Source organism: Bradyrhizobium sediminis (genome assembly GCF_018736085.1).
Classification (GTDB): Bacteria; Pseudomonadota; Alphaproteobacteria; order Rhizobiales; family Xanthobacteraceae; genus Bradyrhizobium; species Bradyrhizobium sediminis.
In genome coordinates, this window is the sequence record NZ_CP076134.1 from 3078621 (window position 1) to 3091840 (window position 13220).

Consider the following 13220-nt stretch of genomic DNA (forward strand, 5'->3'; position numbering starts at 1 on the left):
AGCCGCATTAGGCCGGATCTGGGACTGAATGAGGGCCGGCAAGCGGCCCGCGGCGGTGCCGGAAAATGCCCTAGCGCCCGCGCGAAACCCGCTCGATTTCCGCTTTCACGATGCGCTCCACGAGACCCGGCAGATTGTCGTCGAGCCAGGATTTCAGCATCGGGCGCAGCATTTCCTTGACGAGGTCTTCCAGCGTCCGCGCATTGTTGCTCAGCACGGTGTTGGCGAGCGTATTGAAGGCGGATTCGACCGCCGACACGGTCGAGCGCGACAGGATCTGCTGCGGCGGCGCCGTTTCGAAGGGCGGCGGCTCGAAGGGCGGCGGCTCGAACGCGGGCGGCTGCTGAATCGCTCGGGTAGCGGCGGTTTCGGTGAATTCCAGATCGTCCCTGGGTTCGATCTTCTGGAACGCAGGTTGCGGCGGTGGCGGTTCCGGCACCGCCATCTCGTCGGTCAGTTCGAACACGTCGCCGTCGGGCTGCGGTGGCCTGATCTCCTCCGCGGAGGTCGCTTCATCGAGCCCGTTCAGCAGCGCGTCGATGTCGTCCTGGCTGTTCGAGGCGGCCGGCGCGGCGGGAGGCGGCGCAGGCTTGGCCGGCGGCGGCGCGGCCTTCGCCGCGGCGGCCTGGGCGGCGGGGATGGCCGACGGCGGAATATCCTTCATCACGGCAGGCTTGATCACCGGAGCCTTGGCTGCGGGTGCCGCAGGCGTCTCCGGCTTTGCAGCGGCGGGCGGGCTGGCGAGCTTTTCGGCGGCCGGCGGCTTCGACTCATCGTCGGCAATGATGCGACGGATCGACGCCAGAATCTCCTCCATCGAGGGTTCTTGGACCTTTGCAGGCTGCGTCATCTCCGACTCCACATCATCAACGCCCTCCTGCGCGTTTTACACCAAGCAAGACGGGATTCGCCGGTCCTGGCGATGCCGGCCGGAATTTTCATCGCACAAGCCCGACTTGTCCCCAGATCAAGCGCCATCAGAGACATCGCACGGGATCTCGCCCCTGCCCAGGCACCGAAGAGCGTCGCGGCCGAGTGGTGCAGGCTTCGGCGCGAATCGCTCTGCTGCCTCATGCAAAGGTATGTCAGGGCAATAATTGATTGCAACGCTCAAGCACACGGCCGCCGACGCGTGCCCTCGGACAGAAGCGCAAAGCGCGTCTTCGCGCCAGACGATCCGAGGACATGCGCGGCTTGGGCCGCGGATGTCGACGAAGCGATCAGCGGCCGTCGGGATTGCGAACGCCGAACCAGCTGTCGCGAACCTGGTGATAATGCACGCTCGGATCGTAGACGGTGGTCGGCAGATTGAGCACCTGCGGCGACAAGCGCCCCACGGCGTTCAACACGGCGTATGAAGCGACCACGCGATCATGCTGCGCGGTGACCAGTGCAACGCGGGCGTTGACCAGCGCCTGCTGCGCGTTCAGCACGTCCAGCGTGGTGCGCTGGCCGGCCTTGGCCTCTTCGCGCACGCCGTTCAGCGCGATCTCGGAAGCCGTCACCTGCGACTGGGCAGACTGGACCTGCGCCTTGCCCGCAACCAGTTGTCCCCATGCCGTCACCACGTTGGCGCGGGTCTGGTCGCGGACCTGCTCGAGATTGAGGCGCTGCTGCGCCAGGGTTTCCTTGGACTGGCGGATCAGCGAGTATTCGGCGCCGCCCTGATAGACCGGCACCGACAGCTGCGCGACCGCCGAAGCGCCGAACGAGCGCTGGATCGTCATGGTCTGTTCGTAGGATTGCTGCACCGAGGCCTGCAGCGTCACCGTCGGCAACAGCGCGCCTTCGTTGACCTTGACCTGAAGATAGCTGACGTCGATGCCGAACATAGCGGCGGTCACGTTCGGATTTTGCGTCAGGCCCACTTCGACCGCCGACGGCAGCGTTCCCGGCAGGAAGCGATCCATCGGCGAGCCCGGGGCGAGAGCCTCGGGCTCGTTGCCGATGATTTGGCGGAATTTCGATCGCGTCGTCGTCAGGTTGGCTTCGGCCGTCAGCAATTGCGTCTTGCCGGCAGCGAGTTGCGCCTCCGACTGCGCGACGTCGGTACGCGTGACCTCGCCGACGTTGAAGCGGTCGCGGGTCTGCTTCAAGGTTTGTTCGAGAACGCGGACGTTGCTCTTCTGAACCTCGACGATCGCGGAGTCGCGCAGGTAATCCATGTAGATCGTGGCGCCCTGCAGCAGCACCGTCTGTTCGAGCACCCGCAACGCTTCGCGCGCGCCCGAGACCTGGCTCTCCGCCGCGCGGGTCTTGTTGGCGGTCTGCTGTCCGTTGAACAGCGTCTGCGTCACTGTAGCGCCGATGCTGCGCGGCGAGTTGGCGCCGCGATTTCCAGTTCGGACGAGTTTCTCGGGCGTGCCGCCCGCAGTGGTGAGCGTTTCGGTGAATTGGTAACCGGCGCTGCCGGTGACCGCGACGCGCGGGCGATAGCCCGACAATGCCTGCGGCACGCTCTCGTCGGTCGCCCTGACCGAGGCGCGCTGCGCATTGAGCTGTGGATTGTTCTGATAGGCGCGCACCAGCGCGGCCTCAATCGTATCGGCCAAGGCGGGCGCCGGGCCCGCAAAAGCCAACAGAAGGGCCGCAGCCGCAGCTCCGGTAACGACCTTCACCCCACGCATCCCGTGTAATCCATTCGTTTTCACTCACCGGTTCGAGCGAGCGAACCGGACGTCGGCATTGCAAGTGAGTCCCACCTCACCTTATGCCGGAGGCAAGCGGGACGAAACCCTCAGGCAACCGAACCCGGCGGAAACTCTTCACGTGGGGCATCCGGGCCACACTTCTGATTCAGAACGGAATTTTAACAGCGATCGGGGGCTGGGAAGGCCCGAATCGGCTAGAAAACGAAGGCCGGAAGCCGCTCCATCCCGGGCAGAACCGGAACCGCGGCGTCGAACAGCGCCCGATGCCCGAAATCGCCATGCGACCGGGTCACGATCGTAGCCCGCTGCGGCTGCGTTGTGGCGAAGACGCCGACCAGCCGGCCGCCCTCCTTGAGCTGACCGCAGAGCCGGTCCGGCGCGATCTCGGTCGCGCCATTGAGCACGATCACATCATAGGGTGCGTTGGCCGGATCCCCTTCGGCGGCCGCGGTCACGCGGACCGTCACATTGCCGAGCCCAAGCTGGAGAAGCGCGTCCCTTGCCTTGGCGGCCAGCGCAGAATCGCCTTCGGTCGCCGTCACCTGCCCGGCCAGTTTGGCAGCCACGGCCGCCGCATAGCCGGTCGCGCACCCCACCACCAGAACGCTGTCACCTTCCTTGATCTCGGCCGCCTGCAGCATCTTCGCCGTCACCACCGGCTTGATCAAAAAGCGCTTCGCGGAAGGCCCCTCGCCGACATCGAGATCGAGGTCCAGATAGGCCAGCGCGCGCTGATTTTGCGGGACAAATGCTTCGCGCGGCACCGCCAGCATGGCGTCGAGGATCCTGATATCGGTGACGTCGCTGGGGCGAACCTGACCATCGACCATCTTCTGGCGCGCGGTTGAAAAACCGGACGAAAAACCGGGCATGGGCGAACCTTTGGGCGAACCTAAGAAAGCGGCGGACATAGCCCCGCGGGGTGAGCGAAACCGCGCCATCTTTGGAACAAGGCTCGCCAAAACGCAACACGGCGCTGGCGCAGGCCGGAACCAGCATTCCGCCCTGCTTCCCGCGCTACCTGCGCGCCGGCGATGCCTATTCGATCGTCGCTATCAGCCGCCCGATCAGCCGCGCCACCTCGTCCAGATGCTCAGAATCGTGTTCGGCGACAGCCCGGGCGAGCCGGCGCAGGCATTCGTCGTCGCTCAGCATGGGGATGTCGCTCGGGACGATCGACGGCACCGGTTTCAGCAGGTCGGTCAAGACGTCTGGCATCGAATCACCTCAGGGGTTCGAGTCCGGCAGCACCAAACGTCGTCCGCGAATGGGTCGATTTGGCGGCAGTCATGACGCGGGCGCGCCGACAGCCGCGGCGACCGGCTACCGGCGCCGTGTCCTCGCCGGGCCGGAAACCGCAAAAAACCTTGCGCGGCAAGCGGTTTCGGCGCCCTCCCGAGACCGCGTCAGAACGGGATATTTCGTCCTTTGCAAGCCCGGAAGGCTTTGTTATACGCTGCCCGTCTCGCGAACGACTGGTTCGCCTGTTCCTCGGTAGCTCAGCGGTAGAGCATTCGACTGTTAATCGAATGGTCGCTGGTTCGAATCCAGCCCGGGGAGCCAAAGTCTCTCAACCTGCCACGAGACTGATGCGCTAATTCAGGCGAACAGCGTTTCTTGCTGTCCGCGCCGCTCCTTAATGACGCGTTAACCACCTCAGCCGCTAGCTTCGCTATCGTTGCTGAGCGAATCCAGACGATTCTCTGGATTGGAGGGTCCTGTCATGAGCCTTTCCGAGGTCAATGCCGCAAAAGCCATTTTCGGCTGGCCGCTCTATTCGACCTTGAACGCGGTGTCGTTTTCCGGTGCGCAGCCGGATTGGCGGACCAAGGTCACGACTTTCACGCAATTTCTGCCGGTGCTTTGCATCACGACGGCGATCTGGGCGATCGGTTGGGCGACGTCGATCTGGTTGCTGGCCTCAATCGTCGTTTGAACCGACGCGGGCCCCGTCGTCTCACTGTTCGAACACCGCCCGGCAGGCCTCGCTGAGGCTCGCCTTCTGGCGCCGCAGGCAGTTGGTGATGGCGCGGACGTTGGGGATTTCGCCGGGGCAGAGACGGTAGACGTCCGGGCTGCAGGCCTTGCGCTGCTCCGGGCTCGCCAGCGCGGCGGACGCCGAATGCGATGCCGACAGCGCCAGCAGGAAACCGATCGTACCAGCCAGATTGGCGCGGCTCGCTTTGGCCCAGGCACGCTGAAACTTCGCTGTCATCGCCGTTCTCCCTCGTTCGCTTGACGGCTCGCCGGAGCCGTGGTGGTTTGGCAAATACGGGAAAATTTTTCAGGAAAATGTGATTTTTCTCACATTTGGACGCGGATGGAACCGCCTAGTCTGCCGGCGGGGAAATTAGGGCAAAAGTAACCAAGACGGCTGGGATTACGGGATCGATACAATTTGATCGATCCGTTCAATCTGGAAACAAAACACTTTTGAGATCGTGCGTTCTCGAACCAGGAGAGCGCGCGATGAGCGAAGTTGAATACAACCGATTGCTGGAGAGCGTCAGAATGGCGATTGAACCCGCGCCGCAGGAAGATTTTTTGGCCGGACTGCCGCTGTTCGAAGAGGCGCCGAAAGCCGCCAACGACAACCAGCACGCCTGGCCGCTGGTTCCGTTTCCCGAAGGCTGGTACGCCGCCTGCTGAGAGGACGCCCAATCGACCTCTTTCGGCCTCTTAGATAATCAGTGCAAGGCATTGATTAAATTAATGGAGGCCACGACCAGAATTGAACTGGTGTACACGGTTTTGCAGACCGTTGCGTAACCACTCCGCCACGTGGCCCCTTGGGGGCGAACTCATATACGGCCTGCCTGCCATAGGCAACCAAGGCGCTGAGAGCCTCTCTCGAAAACGCTTTGCTCAAGCCCGTCTGCGCCGCCGGTAATCCTTCTTCTTCGGCTTGGGCACGAGTTCGGGCATCGTGCCCTGCACTTGTCGATACCTCGCCAGCATCCGCTCAAAACTAGCATGCAGCGTTTCCGCGATGTCGGGCCGCTTTTCCAGGCTCGAAAGCAGCATCGCCGCCGCCTCGATGGTGGCAAGGCCGTCGCGGCGCGGCTCCTTGCGCAGCCTGCCGTAGCGCGAGGGGTGCGCGGGGCCCAAGATGACGCGCTGGCATTTCAGCATCCAGGCATTGCGCCACCACAGCGCCTTGGCCTGGCTCCAGGTGCCGTCGAGCAGCACGATACCTTCGATATCCCGCAAGATTCCGCGCTGGTGATCCTCGACCTCGCCCTTGCGGTTGATGGCGACGATGTCCTGGTCGGTGTCGAGGTCGGCGACTTTCGCCGAACCGAGATAGAGCACCGCCCAGCGCGAGGGATCGGCGACGGGCCGTCCCAGCGCCTTGGACAGGCTCGGCCATGACAGCCCGATCTTGAGTACCGCGTTCTTGAAATGCAGCGCGGTCAGCCGCGCGGTGCCGAGCGCCCTGTCCTGCTCCTGCGGATGCTGCAGGATCAACAGCTCGATCCTGTTCTCGATCGGCGTGATGCTGTCGCAGATGCACAGCGGCATCGGTTTATGGCATTGCGGACAGTCCGGCACCGCCTCAGCGGCGGCGCCCGTTTCAGGCTCGGATGGTTTTGACATGGGCCCGCTATACGCTTCGCGGGCCTGCGCTTCAACAACGCAAACGCCCGTCCGATGGGGCTATTCCGCGGGCGCCACAGCCGCGACCGGCCCGGATCGCCGCCGCCGCAGCCGGTCGATCAAAAGGTAGATCACCGGCGTTGTGTACAGCGTGAGGATCTGCGAGACGAACAGGCCGCCGATGATGGTGATGCCGAGCGGCCGGCGCAGCTCGGTGCCGGGCCCGGTGGCGATCACCAGCGGGATGCCGGCGAACAGTGCCGCCATCGTCGTCATCAGGATCGGGCGGAACCGGGCGCTACAGGCCTCGAAAATGGCATCGGCGGACGAGAGGCCGCGGTGACGCTCGGCGTCGAGCGCGAAATCCACCATCATGATGCCGTTCTTCTTGACGATGCCGATCAACAGAATGATACCGACGAAGGCGATCACGGTCAGCGGCGTATTGGTCACCTGCAGCGCCAGCAGCGCGCCGAGCCCAGCGGACGGCAGCGTCGAGATGATGGTCAGGGGATGGGCGAGGCTCTCATAGAGCACGCCCAGCACGATATACATCGCCACCAGCGCGCCGAGAATCAATAGCGGCTGCCGCCCGCTGGTCTTGTTGAAGTCGCCGGCATTGCCGTCGAAACTGCCGCGGATGCCCTCGGGCATGTGCAATTCGTCGACCGCGCGCTGGATATTCGACGTGGCGACCTCGAGCGGCACATCGGGAAGCAGGTTGAACGACACCGTGGTCGAGGGAAACGACTGGGAATGATAGACCGCGAGCGGCGACAGTCCGCGGGTGGTGTGCACCACGGCGGATAACGGCACCTGCACGCCGCCTGCGCCTGCGACGAAGATCTGCTCGAGGTTGGACGGATCGGACTGGAACTTCGGATCGATCTCCAGCACCACCATGTACTGGTTGCGCTGGGTGTAGACGATCGAAATCTGCCGCTGCGCGAACGCATTGTTCAGCGCATTGTCGATGTCCTGGACGCGGACGCCGAGGCTCGACGCCGCCCTGCGGTCGATCGCCAGCGTCAGCTGCAACCCGCCGGGATCGCGGTCGCTGGAGACATCGGTGATGCCCTCGACGGTCTCCATCCGCTTGGCGACGATCGGCGCCCATTTCTGCAGGAGGTCGAGATCGGTGCTCGACAGCGTATACTGGTAGTCGGAATCGCTTTGGCGACCGCCGGCGCGGATATCCTGTGCCGCGAACATGAACAGCCGGATGCCGGCGACCCGGTAGAGATCCTTGCGCAAGCGGTCGATCACGAGCTGGGTCGAGATGCCGCCGCGCTCCTCCGGCGGCTTCAGGCTGATGTACATCACCCCGCGATTGGCGCCGCCGCCGCCGGGACCGCCGGGGCCGCCCAGCACCGAACCGATCCCCGCCACGGCCGGATCGGCCATCACGATATCGGCGAGCTGCTGCTGCAGCTTCAGCATCGCCTGGAACGAGGTGTCGGCCGAAGCCCGGGTCGAGCCGATCACGAAGCCCGAGTCGTCGACCGGGAAATATCCCTTCGGGGTCTTGATGTAGAGCACCACGGTCAACGCGATGGTGGCGAAGAACACGACCAGGGTCAGCAGGGGAAAGCCGAGCACGACCCGGAGCGTCCGCTCATAGAAGGTGACGATGCGCGACAACGTGCCCTCGACGGCGCGGTCGAACCAGGTCGCACGACCGGAGGTCGCCGCCTTGATGTAGTGCGCGCAGATCATCGGCGTGATCGTGAGCGACACCACGGTCGAAACCACGATGGCGAAGGTCAAGGTCAGCGAGAATGCCCGCAAGAGCCGGCCGACGATGCCGTCCATGAAGATCAGGGGCGTGAAGGCTGCGATCAGCGACAGAGAGATCGACAGCACCGTGAAGCCGATCTGCTTGGCGCCTTCGACCGCCGCTTCGTAAGGCTTCATGCCCTGCTCGAGGTTGCGGTGCATGTTCTCGATCATGACGATGGCGTCGTCGACCACGAAGCCGACCGAGATCGCCAGCGCCATCAGCGTCAGATTGTCGATCGAGAAACCGGCGAGCCACATGCCGGCGCAGGTGCCTGCCAGCGCCAGCGGCACCGATACGCCGGCCGCGATCGTCGGCGTGATCCGGCGCAGGAAGGCAAACACCACCACCATGACCAGGAAGGCGGTCGCCAACAGCGTCCACTGCATGTCCCGGACGCTGGCGCGGATGGTGCCGGTGCGATCGACCAGGGTCGAGATCTCGACCCCGGCGGGAAGCCATTGCTTCAGTTCGGGAATCAGCGCCTTCACGCGATCGACGGTATCGATGACGTTGGCATCGCCCTGTTTGGTGATCTGGATCAGCACTGCCGGCTGCTTGTTGAACCAGGCGATCGACCGGCTGTTGCGGACGGCATCCTCCACCTCGGCGACATCGGAGAGCCGGACGAAATTGCCGTTCGAGCTCTTGACCAGGATGTCGCGGAATTCGGCCGCCGTCCGCATCTGCCGGTTGGTCGACAAGGTCTCGCTCTGCCGGTCGCCATTGAAAATTCCGACCGGACCGAGCGGATTGGCGTTGATGATCGCGAGCCGGACGGCATCGGTGGCAATCCCGGCATTGGCGAGCGCGACCGGGTTGAGCGCGATGCGCACCGCGGGCTGGTCGGCGCCGCTGACGATCACCTCGCCGACGCCGGGCACCTGCGAGATGCGCTGCGCGATCACGGTATCGGCCGCGTCGTACATCGCGCTGGTAGTCAGCGTCTTCGACGTCAGCGCCAGCACGAACACCGGCGCCGCCGCGGGATTGGCCTTGCGGAAGCGCGGCAGCGACGGCAGGTCGCTCGGCAAGTCTGCCAGCGAGGCGTTGATCGCGGCCTGCACGTCGCGCGCGGCGCGGTCGATGTTGCGGCCGATGGCGAATTGCAGCTGGATGCTGGTAGTGCCGAGCGAACTCGTAGAGGTGATCTGGGTGATGCCGGCGATCTCGCCGAGCCGCCGTTCCAAGGGGGCAGCAACGGTCGCCGCCATCACCGAAGGGTCGGCGCCCGGCCGCGACGCGAACACCCGGATCATCGGGAAGTCGACGTTGGGAACCGCGGCGACAGGGAGAAACGCGTAGGCGACCATGCCGACCAGGAACAGCCCGACCGCCAGCAAGGTGGTGCCTACCGGACGGCGAATGAACGGCTCCGAGATCGATGCCATTGCTACTGATTTCCGCTCACCTAACGACCCACATCGGAGTCGATCGCCGCCCCCCTTTCTCTAGTTCTTTGACGCTCCAGGCGCAATCGCACCAATCGTATGCCCTTCCGAGGCAAGCCGCGCCAACTCAGAGTTTGCCCCTGGCTGGTAGTTGCCCGGCGTGTCGCCGAAACCGGGATCGAATGCGGTATCGGTCGCGCCCTTCAGGTCGTCGGCGGGCATTACGGAGATGTAAAACTTGTCGCCGGAACCGGTTGGCAGTTGATCAGTCCTCAGATAGTTGCCGTCCAGCAGCGGGTATTCCCGTCTCGCCAGGTTGCCGTAGACATTGTTGTAGTTCAACCGCGCCTTGGCATCGACGTCGACCGCCACACCGATCAGATTGTAAGCGACCAGATTGTGGTCGAGACTAACGTCCGCCTGCCCTCCGACAATCTCAAGTCCCTTGTTCTTCTGATAAACAACCGTGTTGCCGGATATGACCGCGCGGCCATCGAGGACGAGGATGCCGTGTTGATTGGCTTCCACGATATTGCCGGAAATGACCGCTTCGGTTCCAGATCCAGCCAATATCGCTATCCCATTGTGCATGGAAATCTTGTTGCCGCCGACATCCACTCGCGCCGTCGCGAGGCGGGCATCACGCTTGCCGGTCTCGACCGTGACGCCGTTGCCCTGGTTGAAATACATGGTATTGGCCGTGACACGCACGTTGCCACCGTGGATCTGGACGACATTTTGATTCTGGGAGGCGGTGTTGCCGGTCAGCGTCGCCTCCACGCCCGTCAGGTCCACGCCGACCTGATAGTCCCGAATGGTATTGGCTTCGATCAGCGCCCGGCTACCGACCAGTGCAAGTGCAAAATTCCCGGCGCCACCGATCGAATTTCCGCGGATCGTAAGCTCGGAGTCCTTCGAAACAACCGCATACTGATTTTCCGCGAACAGGTTTTGCAGGATCACGCCGCGATTTCCCGAGCCGATACCGACGCCGATCTTGTGCCCATGCAGGACCGAATCGGCAATGGCCGCTTGCGAACCGGAAAGCCGTATACCGAAGGTGTCCGCGCCGCCGCTGATGGCGACGTTCCGGATCAACACGTCGCGCGATTTGGACACTGCAATCCCAGCTTGCGTGCCGGAAACTTCCACGCTGAAATTCTTCAGCGTAATGCCGGATGCGTTCTGGACGACCATTCCGGTTCCGCTTGGGCTTGGCCCTGACTGAATGGCGGGGGTCACGCCGTCGACGCTAACGTTATTGACTCCGACCAGCCTCAGCGGATTGGCGGCCTCGACGGCAACGATCCCGCTGTCCTTCGTCTGGATGCGGATGCCAGAGACCGCTACGAGTTCCTCTCTGTAAATGCCTGATTGCACGATGATCGTGTCACCCGAACTGCTTTTCACAATCGCGGCGGTAATGGTCCGGTAGTTTCCTCCGCCCGACGGGCCGACCGTGATCGTCCGCGGCGCCGCTGCCGTCTGGGGCGAAACCAGCTCGGCGCGATCCAGATCATATTGTTCCGTGGTGATTGTTTTGGTGACCCGGTTTCCCTGCCGCAAAATCGTGACATTGCCGCTCTTCCCTGCTTCCGTCAGACGATTGTCGATCGCGACAATGACGTCGCCGCGTTCGATCCCGGCCCGGTCGAGCGGGCCGCCCTTGCCGACACCCAGGACGAGAGACGCCTTCTCGGGAATGCCGAGGTCGCGGGCCAACTCCGGGGAAACGGGCGAAAAGAATGCCCCGACGAGGTAGTCCCAGTTTGCCCTGACGTCAGCCCGCGACGGCGTGCTCACCATGATCGCGAGAACCACCGTGATCAACGCTGGGGCTGGACCACATCGGCGAACGCAGGAACCGGAATTGCACCGCATCATCGACTCCATTCCATCTCTCAACGCCCTGGTCGGGACCGTACCAATCACCGGCCCGACGCGGCTCGCTGCATCATCGGCTTGCCGTCGGGATTCTTGATCAATTCCACGTGCGGAAGTCTGACCGTGGCCGGCGAGCGCACCGGATCGAGGGACAGAGAATAGTGATCCGCCCAGCTCGTATCGAGCGAAACGCGGTGGTTCTTCAGCCAGCGAATGATCGCGACCGTCTGGGCTGCTGTCTTGAGATCGTTCAGGACAGGGAAGCGAACGGCCAACCCGTCGTAGTGACGGGACGAGAACTCGCCCAGCCACAGGTCATAGGGATCCAGGGAATCGTTTTGGCCGTCGGCCGACCAGATTGCGAGTTTCATCCGGACGGGTCCGAAACTCAGCGCGTCACCGGTCCGGGTCAAGACGACCTTTTCCGGAATCCAGGTGAGGAAAGTCGAATCCAGCCACCATTTCTCCGGCGCTGCCGGTCGAGCGCGGCGCGCGGGCCTGGCGCGCTCCGAAGTGCCGGCAAGGGCGGCGCGCGCCTCGTATTCGAGGCTTGAGCGATAATTCTCGATAGCGATCGGCGGCAGCGGCTTCCCGTACACGCTGTCGACGCCCTGAATGAGTTCCAGGATGACGCGATCCGCCGCCAGCAGCACGTTGCCGAGCCGCGTATCGGCAATCGGCCCATAATACAGCACGCGCTGCATGCTGGGCTCGGGAGCGGCCATGAGGCCGATCGCCGGCCCCAGCATCAGGTCCATCTCTCCACCATCGCGCGGCCGAGGCCTCGGCGACGGCAGGAACTCCTTATTCCAGACGAGTTCGCCATAACGGTCACGGCCGGTGTCGATCACCACGGCCGCGGATTCGTCAGCAATTAGCTTCCCGCCGACGATACCTTCGCCGCCATAGATCGAACGAATTGCCAATGCCAGAAAATCCAGGGGAAGATCGGGAAACGCCAGTCGCTCGTTCCCGTAATTCAGATGGAGGCGACCGCCGGCGATCTCGGCGCCTTTGATCGCGCCAGGATCGAGCGGCGGCTCCACCTCCGCAGCGAGGTGCAGCGAGACACCACCCGGTCCGGCGCGGCCGGATCCGAACGCTTCCGTTGCGTCCTGCATGATGTTCTTGATGTTGACGGTCTGGCGAACGATCCGCAGCTCTCTGTCGTAGGCGTCCGACTGCTTCAGGATGCCCGATGCATGACCGGAGAACTGTTCGACGGTCGGCCGTCCGGGGCGTTGATCCGTGTCCGGTTTGTCAGCGGTCCGGTATTTCCAGTCCGGCCCATGAAACCAGCGCAGCAGGGCTTCGGCCGCGGTGGTTTGCCGTTCGAGCTGCTTTTCCAGCAGCCGCAATTTGAGTGGATTGCTCTCGGTTCCGATCTGCCCTTGAATTTTAGCAACAACCTGGCGCGTGTCCCACAGCAATTTCGATTTCACCTGGATATCCAGATGGATGGCGTTGTCTACGGTGGCCGCCTTGGCTTCCGCGACGGTCATTGGTTTTTTCTTCGCGCGCTCGATCTCCATATCCATACGAATCATGGCTGCCGATTCCTCGATTGGCGGCGGTTTCTTGGTCAGGAGACGTATGTCTGCTTCGATCTGCTTCTTTGCCATCCATTCGTTCAGTTCTCGATATTTCCGATCATTTTCCTTGCGTTGCTGCTCATCTTTGATCGCTGCTTCCTTACGGGCTATTTCCATAAGCGCAGCGGTCTCGGCGAGTACCCGGTCAGCGCGTGACATCGTCCCAACGAGTTCGCTCTTGTCGTCGGCTGCGGCGCCCGCGCTGCCGAATGTCGCGACCAAGACGCCGGCCAGGAGCGCGATGCGCCAGCCCGCTCCCCGCCGGCTTCGCGCAGGCGAAGATGGCCGTATCGTCATCCCTGCACTTGCGGGTATCGCCACCATGTCG

The 13220-nt window shown here is 63.4% G+C and carries 11 protein-coding genes and 2 tRNA genes; 3 read left to right on the plus strand and 10 right to left on the minus strand.

Going from position 1 to position 13220, the window contains the following annotated elements:
* Window positions 1-70 precede the first annotated feature (70 nt).
* The 4 genes from KMZ29_RS14955 to KMZ29_RS14970 form a co-directional block, all read right to left on the minus strand.
* Window positions 71-850 (minus strand): PopZ family protein, encoded by a 780-nt coding sequence (locus KMZ29_RS14955; protein ID WP_215619985.1) that lies wholly within the window; start codon window positions 848-850, stop codon window positions 71-73.
* Between the two features lie 370 nt (window positions 851-1220).
* Window positions 1221-2627, minus strand: coding sequence for a TolC family outer membrane protein (locus KMZ29_RS14960; RefSeq protein ID WP_215619986.1), 1407 nt, complete (start codon window positions 2625-2627; stop codon window positions 1221-1223).
* A gap of 218 nt (window positions 2628-2845) precedes the next feature.
* Window positions 2846-3523 (minus strand): protein-L-isoaspartate O-methyltransferase family protein, encoded by a 678-nt coding sequence (locus tag KMZ29_RS14965; RefSeq protein ID WP_249779696.1) that lies wholly within the window; start codon window positions 3521-3523, stop codon window positions 2846-2848.
* A gap of 166 nt (window positions 3524-3689) precedes the next feature.
* Window positions 3690-3869, minus strand: a complete 180-nt coding sequence (locus tag KMZ29_RS14970) for a hypothetical protein (RefSeq protein WP_215619987.1) — start codon at window positions 3867-3869, stop codon at window positions 3690-3692.
* A 270-nt stretch (window positions 3870-4139) separates the two neighbouring features.
* Here KMZ29_RS14970 and KMZ29_RS14975 point away from each other — a divergent pair.
* Window positions 4140-4214: transfer RNA gene (locus KMZ29_RS14975), tRNA-Asn, on the plus strand.
* A 160-nt stretch (window positions 4215-4374) separates the two neighbouring features.
* Window positions 4375-4587, plus strand: a complete 213-nt coding sequence (locus tag KMZ29_RS14980; protein WP_215619988.1) for a hypothetical protein — start codon at window positions 4375-4377, stop codon at window positions 4585-4587.
* 21 nt (window positions 4588-4608) lie between these two features.
* On the opposite strand, the gene KMZ29_RS14985 is transcribed toward KMZ29_RS14980, so the two are convergent.
* Window positions 4609-4866 carry a hypothetical protein gene (locus tag KMZ29_RS14985; RefSeq protein WP_215619989.1) on the minus strand — a complete coding sequence of 86 codons (258 nt, stop codon included), beginning with the start codon at window positions 4864-4866 and terminating at the stop codon, window positions 4609-4611.
* A gap of 254 nt (window positions 4867-5120) precedes the next feature.
* Here KMZ29_RS14985 and KMZ29_RS14990 point away from each other — a divergent pair, with 254 nt between their 5' ends.
* Window positions 5121-5300 carry a hypothetical protein gene (locus KMZ29_RS14990; RefSeq protein WP_215619990.1) on the plus strand — a complete coding sequence of 60 codons (180 nt, stop codon included), beginning with the start codon at window positions 5121-5123 and terminating at the stop codon, window positions 5298-5300.
* A 64-nt stretch (window positions 5301-5364) separates the two neighbouring features.
* On the opposite strand, the gene KMZ29_RS14995 is transcribed toward KMZ29_RS14990, so the two are convergent.
* From KMZ29_RS14995 to KMZ29_RS15015, 5 genes are all read right to left on the minus strand, one after another.
* Window positions 5365-5438, minus strand: a tRNA-Cys gene (locus KMZ29_RS14995).
* A 78-nt stretch (window positions 5439-5516) separates the two neighbouring features.
* Window positions 5517-6248: a tRNA-uridine aminocarboxypropyltransferase gene (locus tag KMZ29_RS15000; RefSeq protein ID WP_215619991.1), complete on the minus strand. Its 732-nt coding sequence runs from the start codon at window positions 6246-6248 to the stop codon at window positions 5517-5519.
* Between the two features lie 60 nt (window positions 6249-6308).
* Complete coding sequence (locus KMZ29_RS15005) at window positions 6309-9416, minus strand: efflux RND transporter permease subunit (RefSeq protein ID WP_215619992.1); 3108 nt, start codon at window positions 9414-9416, stop codon at window positions 6309-6311.
* 60 nt (window positions 9417-9476) lie between these two features.
* Window positions 9477-11237: a NosD domain-containing protein gene (locus KMZ29_RS15010; protein WP_249779954.1), complete on the minus strand. Its 1761-nt coding sequence runs from the start codon at window positions 11235-11237 to the stop codon at window positions 9477-9479.
* Between the two features lie 107 nt (window positions 11238-11344).
* Window positions 11345-13216 (minus strand): hypothetical protein, encoded by a 1872-nt coding sequence (locus KMZ29_RS15015; RefSeq protein ID WP_215619994.1) that lies wholly within the window; start codon window positions 13214-13216, stop codon window positions 11345-11347.
* Between the last annotated feature and the right edge of the window lie 4 nt (window positions 13217-13220).

Excerpts from the sequence above, each read along its gene's own strand:
- KMZ29_RS14955 (WP_215619985.1), bottom strand. The coding sequence starts at position 850 with ATGACGCAGCCTGCAAAGGTCCAAGAACCCTCGATGGAGGAGATTCTG.
- KMZ29_RS14960 (WP_215619986.1), bottom strand. The coding sequence starts at position 2,627 with ATGCGTGGGGTGAAGGTCGTTACCGGAGCTGCGGCTGCGGCCCTTCTG.
- KMZ29_RS14965 (WP_249779696.1), bottom strand. The coding sequence starts at position 3,523 with ATGCCCGGTTTTTCGTCCGGTTTTTCAACCGCGCGCCAGAAGATGGTC.
- KMZ29_RS14970 (WP_215619987.1), bottom strand. The coding sequence starts at position 3,869 with ATGCCAGACGTCTTGACCGACCTGCTGAAACCGGTGCCGTCGATCGTC.
- KMZ29_RS14980 (WP_215619988.1), top strand. The coding sequence starts at position 4,375 with ATGAGCCTTTCCGAGGTCAATGCCGCAAAAGCCATTTTCGGCTGGCCG.
- KMZ29_RS14985 (WP_215619989.1), bottom strand. The coding sequence starts at position 4,866 with ATGACAGCGAAGTTTCAGCGTGCCTGGGCCAAAGCGAGCCGCGCCAAT.
- KMZ29_RS14990 (WP_215619990.1), top strand. The coding sequence starts at position 5,121 with ATGAGCGAAGTTGAATACAACCGATTGCTGGAGAGCGTCAGAATGGCG.
- KMZ29_RS15000 (WP_215619991.1), bottom strand. The coding sequence starts at position 6,248 with ATGTCAAAACCATCCGAGCCTGAAACGGGCGCCGCCGCTGAGGCGGTG.
- KMZ29_RS15005 (WP_215619992.1), bottom strand. The coding sequence starts at position 9,416 with ATGGCATCGATCTCGGAGCCGTTCATTCGCCGTCCGGTAGGCACCACC.
- KMZ29_RS15015 (WP_215619994.1), bottom strand. The coding sequence starts at position 13,216 with ATGGTGGCGATACCCGCAAGTGCAGGGATGACGATACGGCCATCTTCG.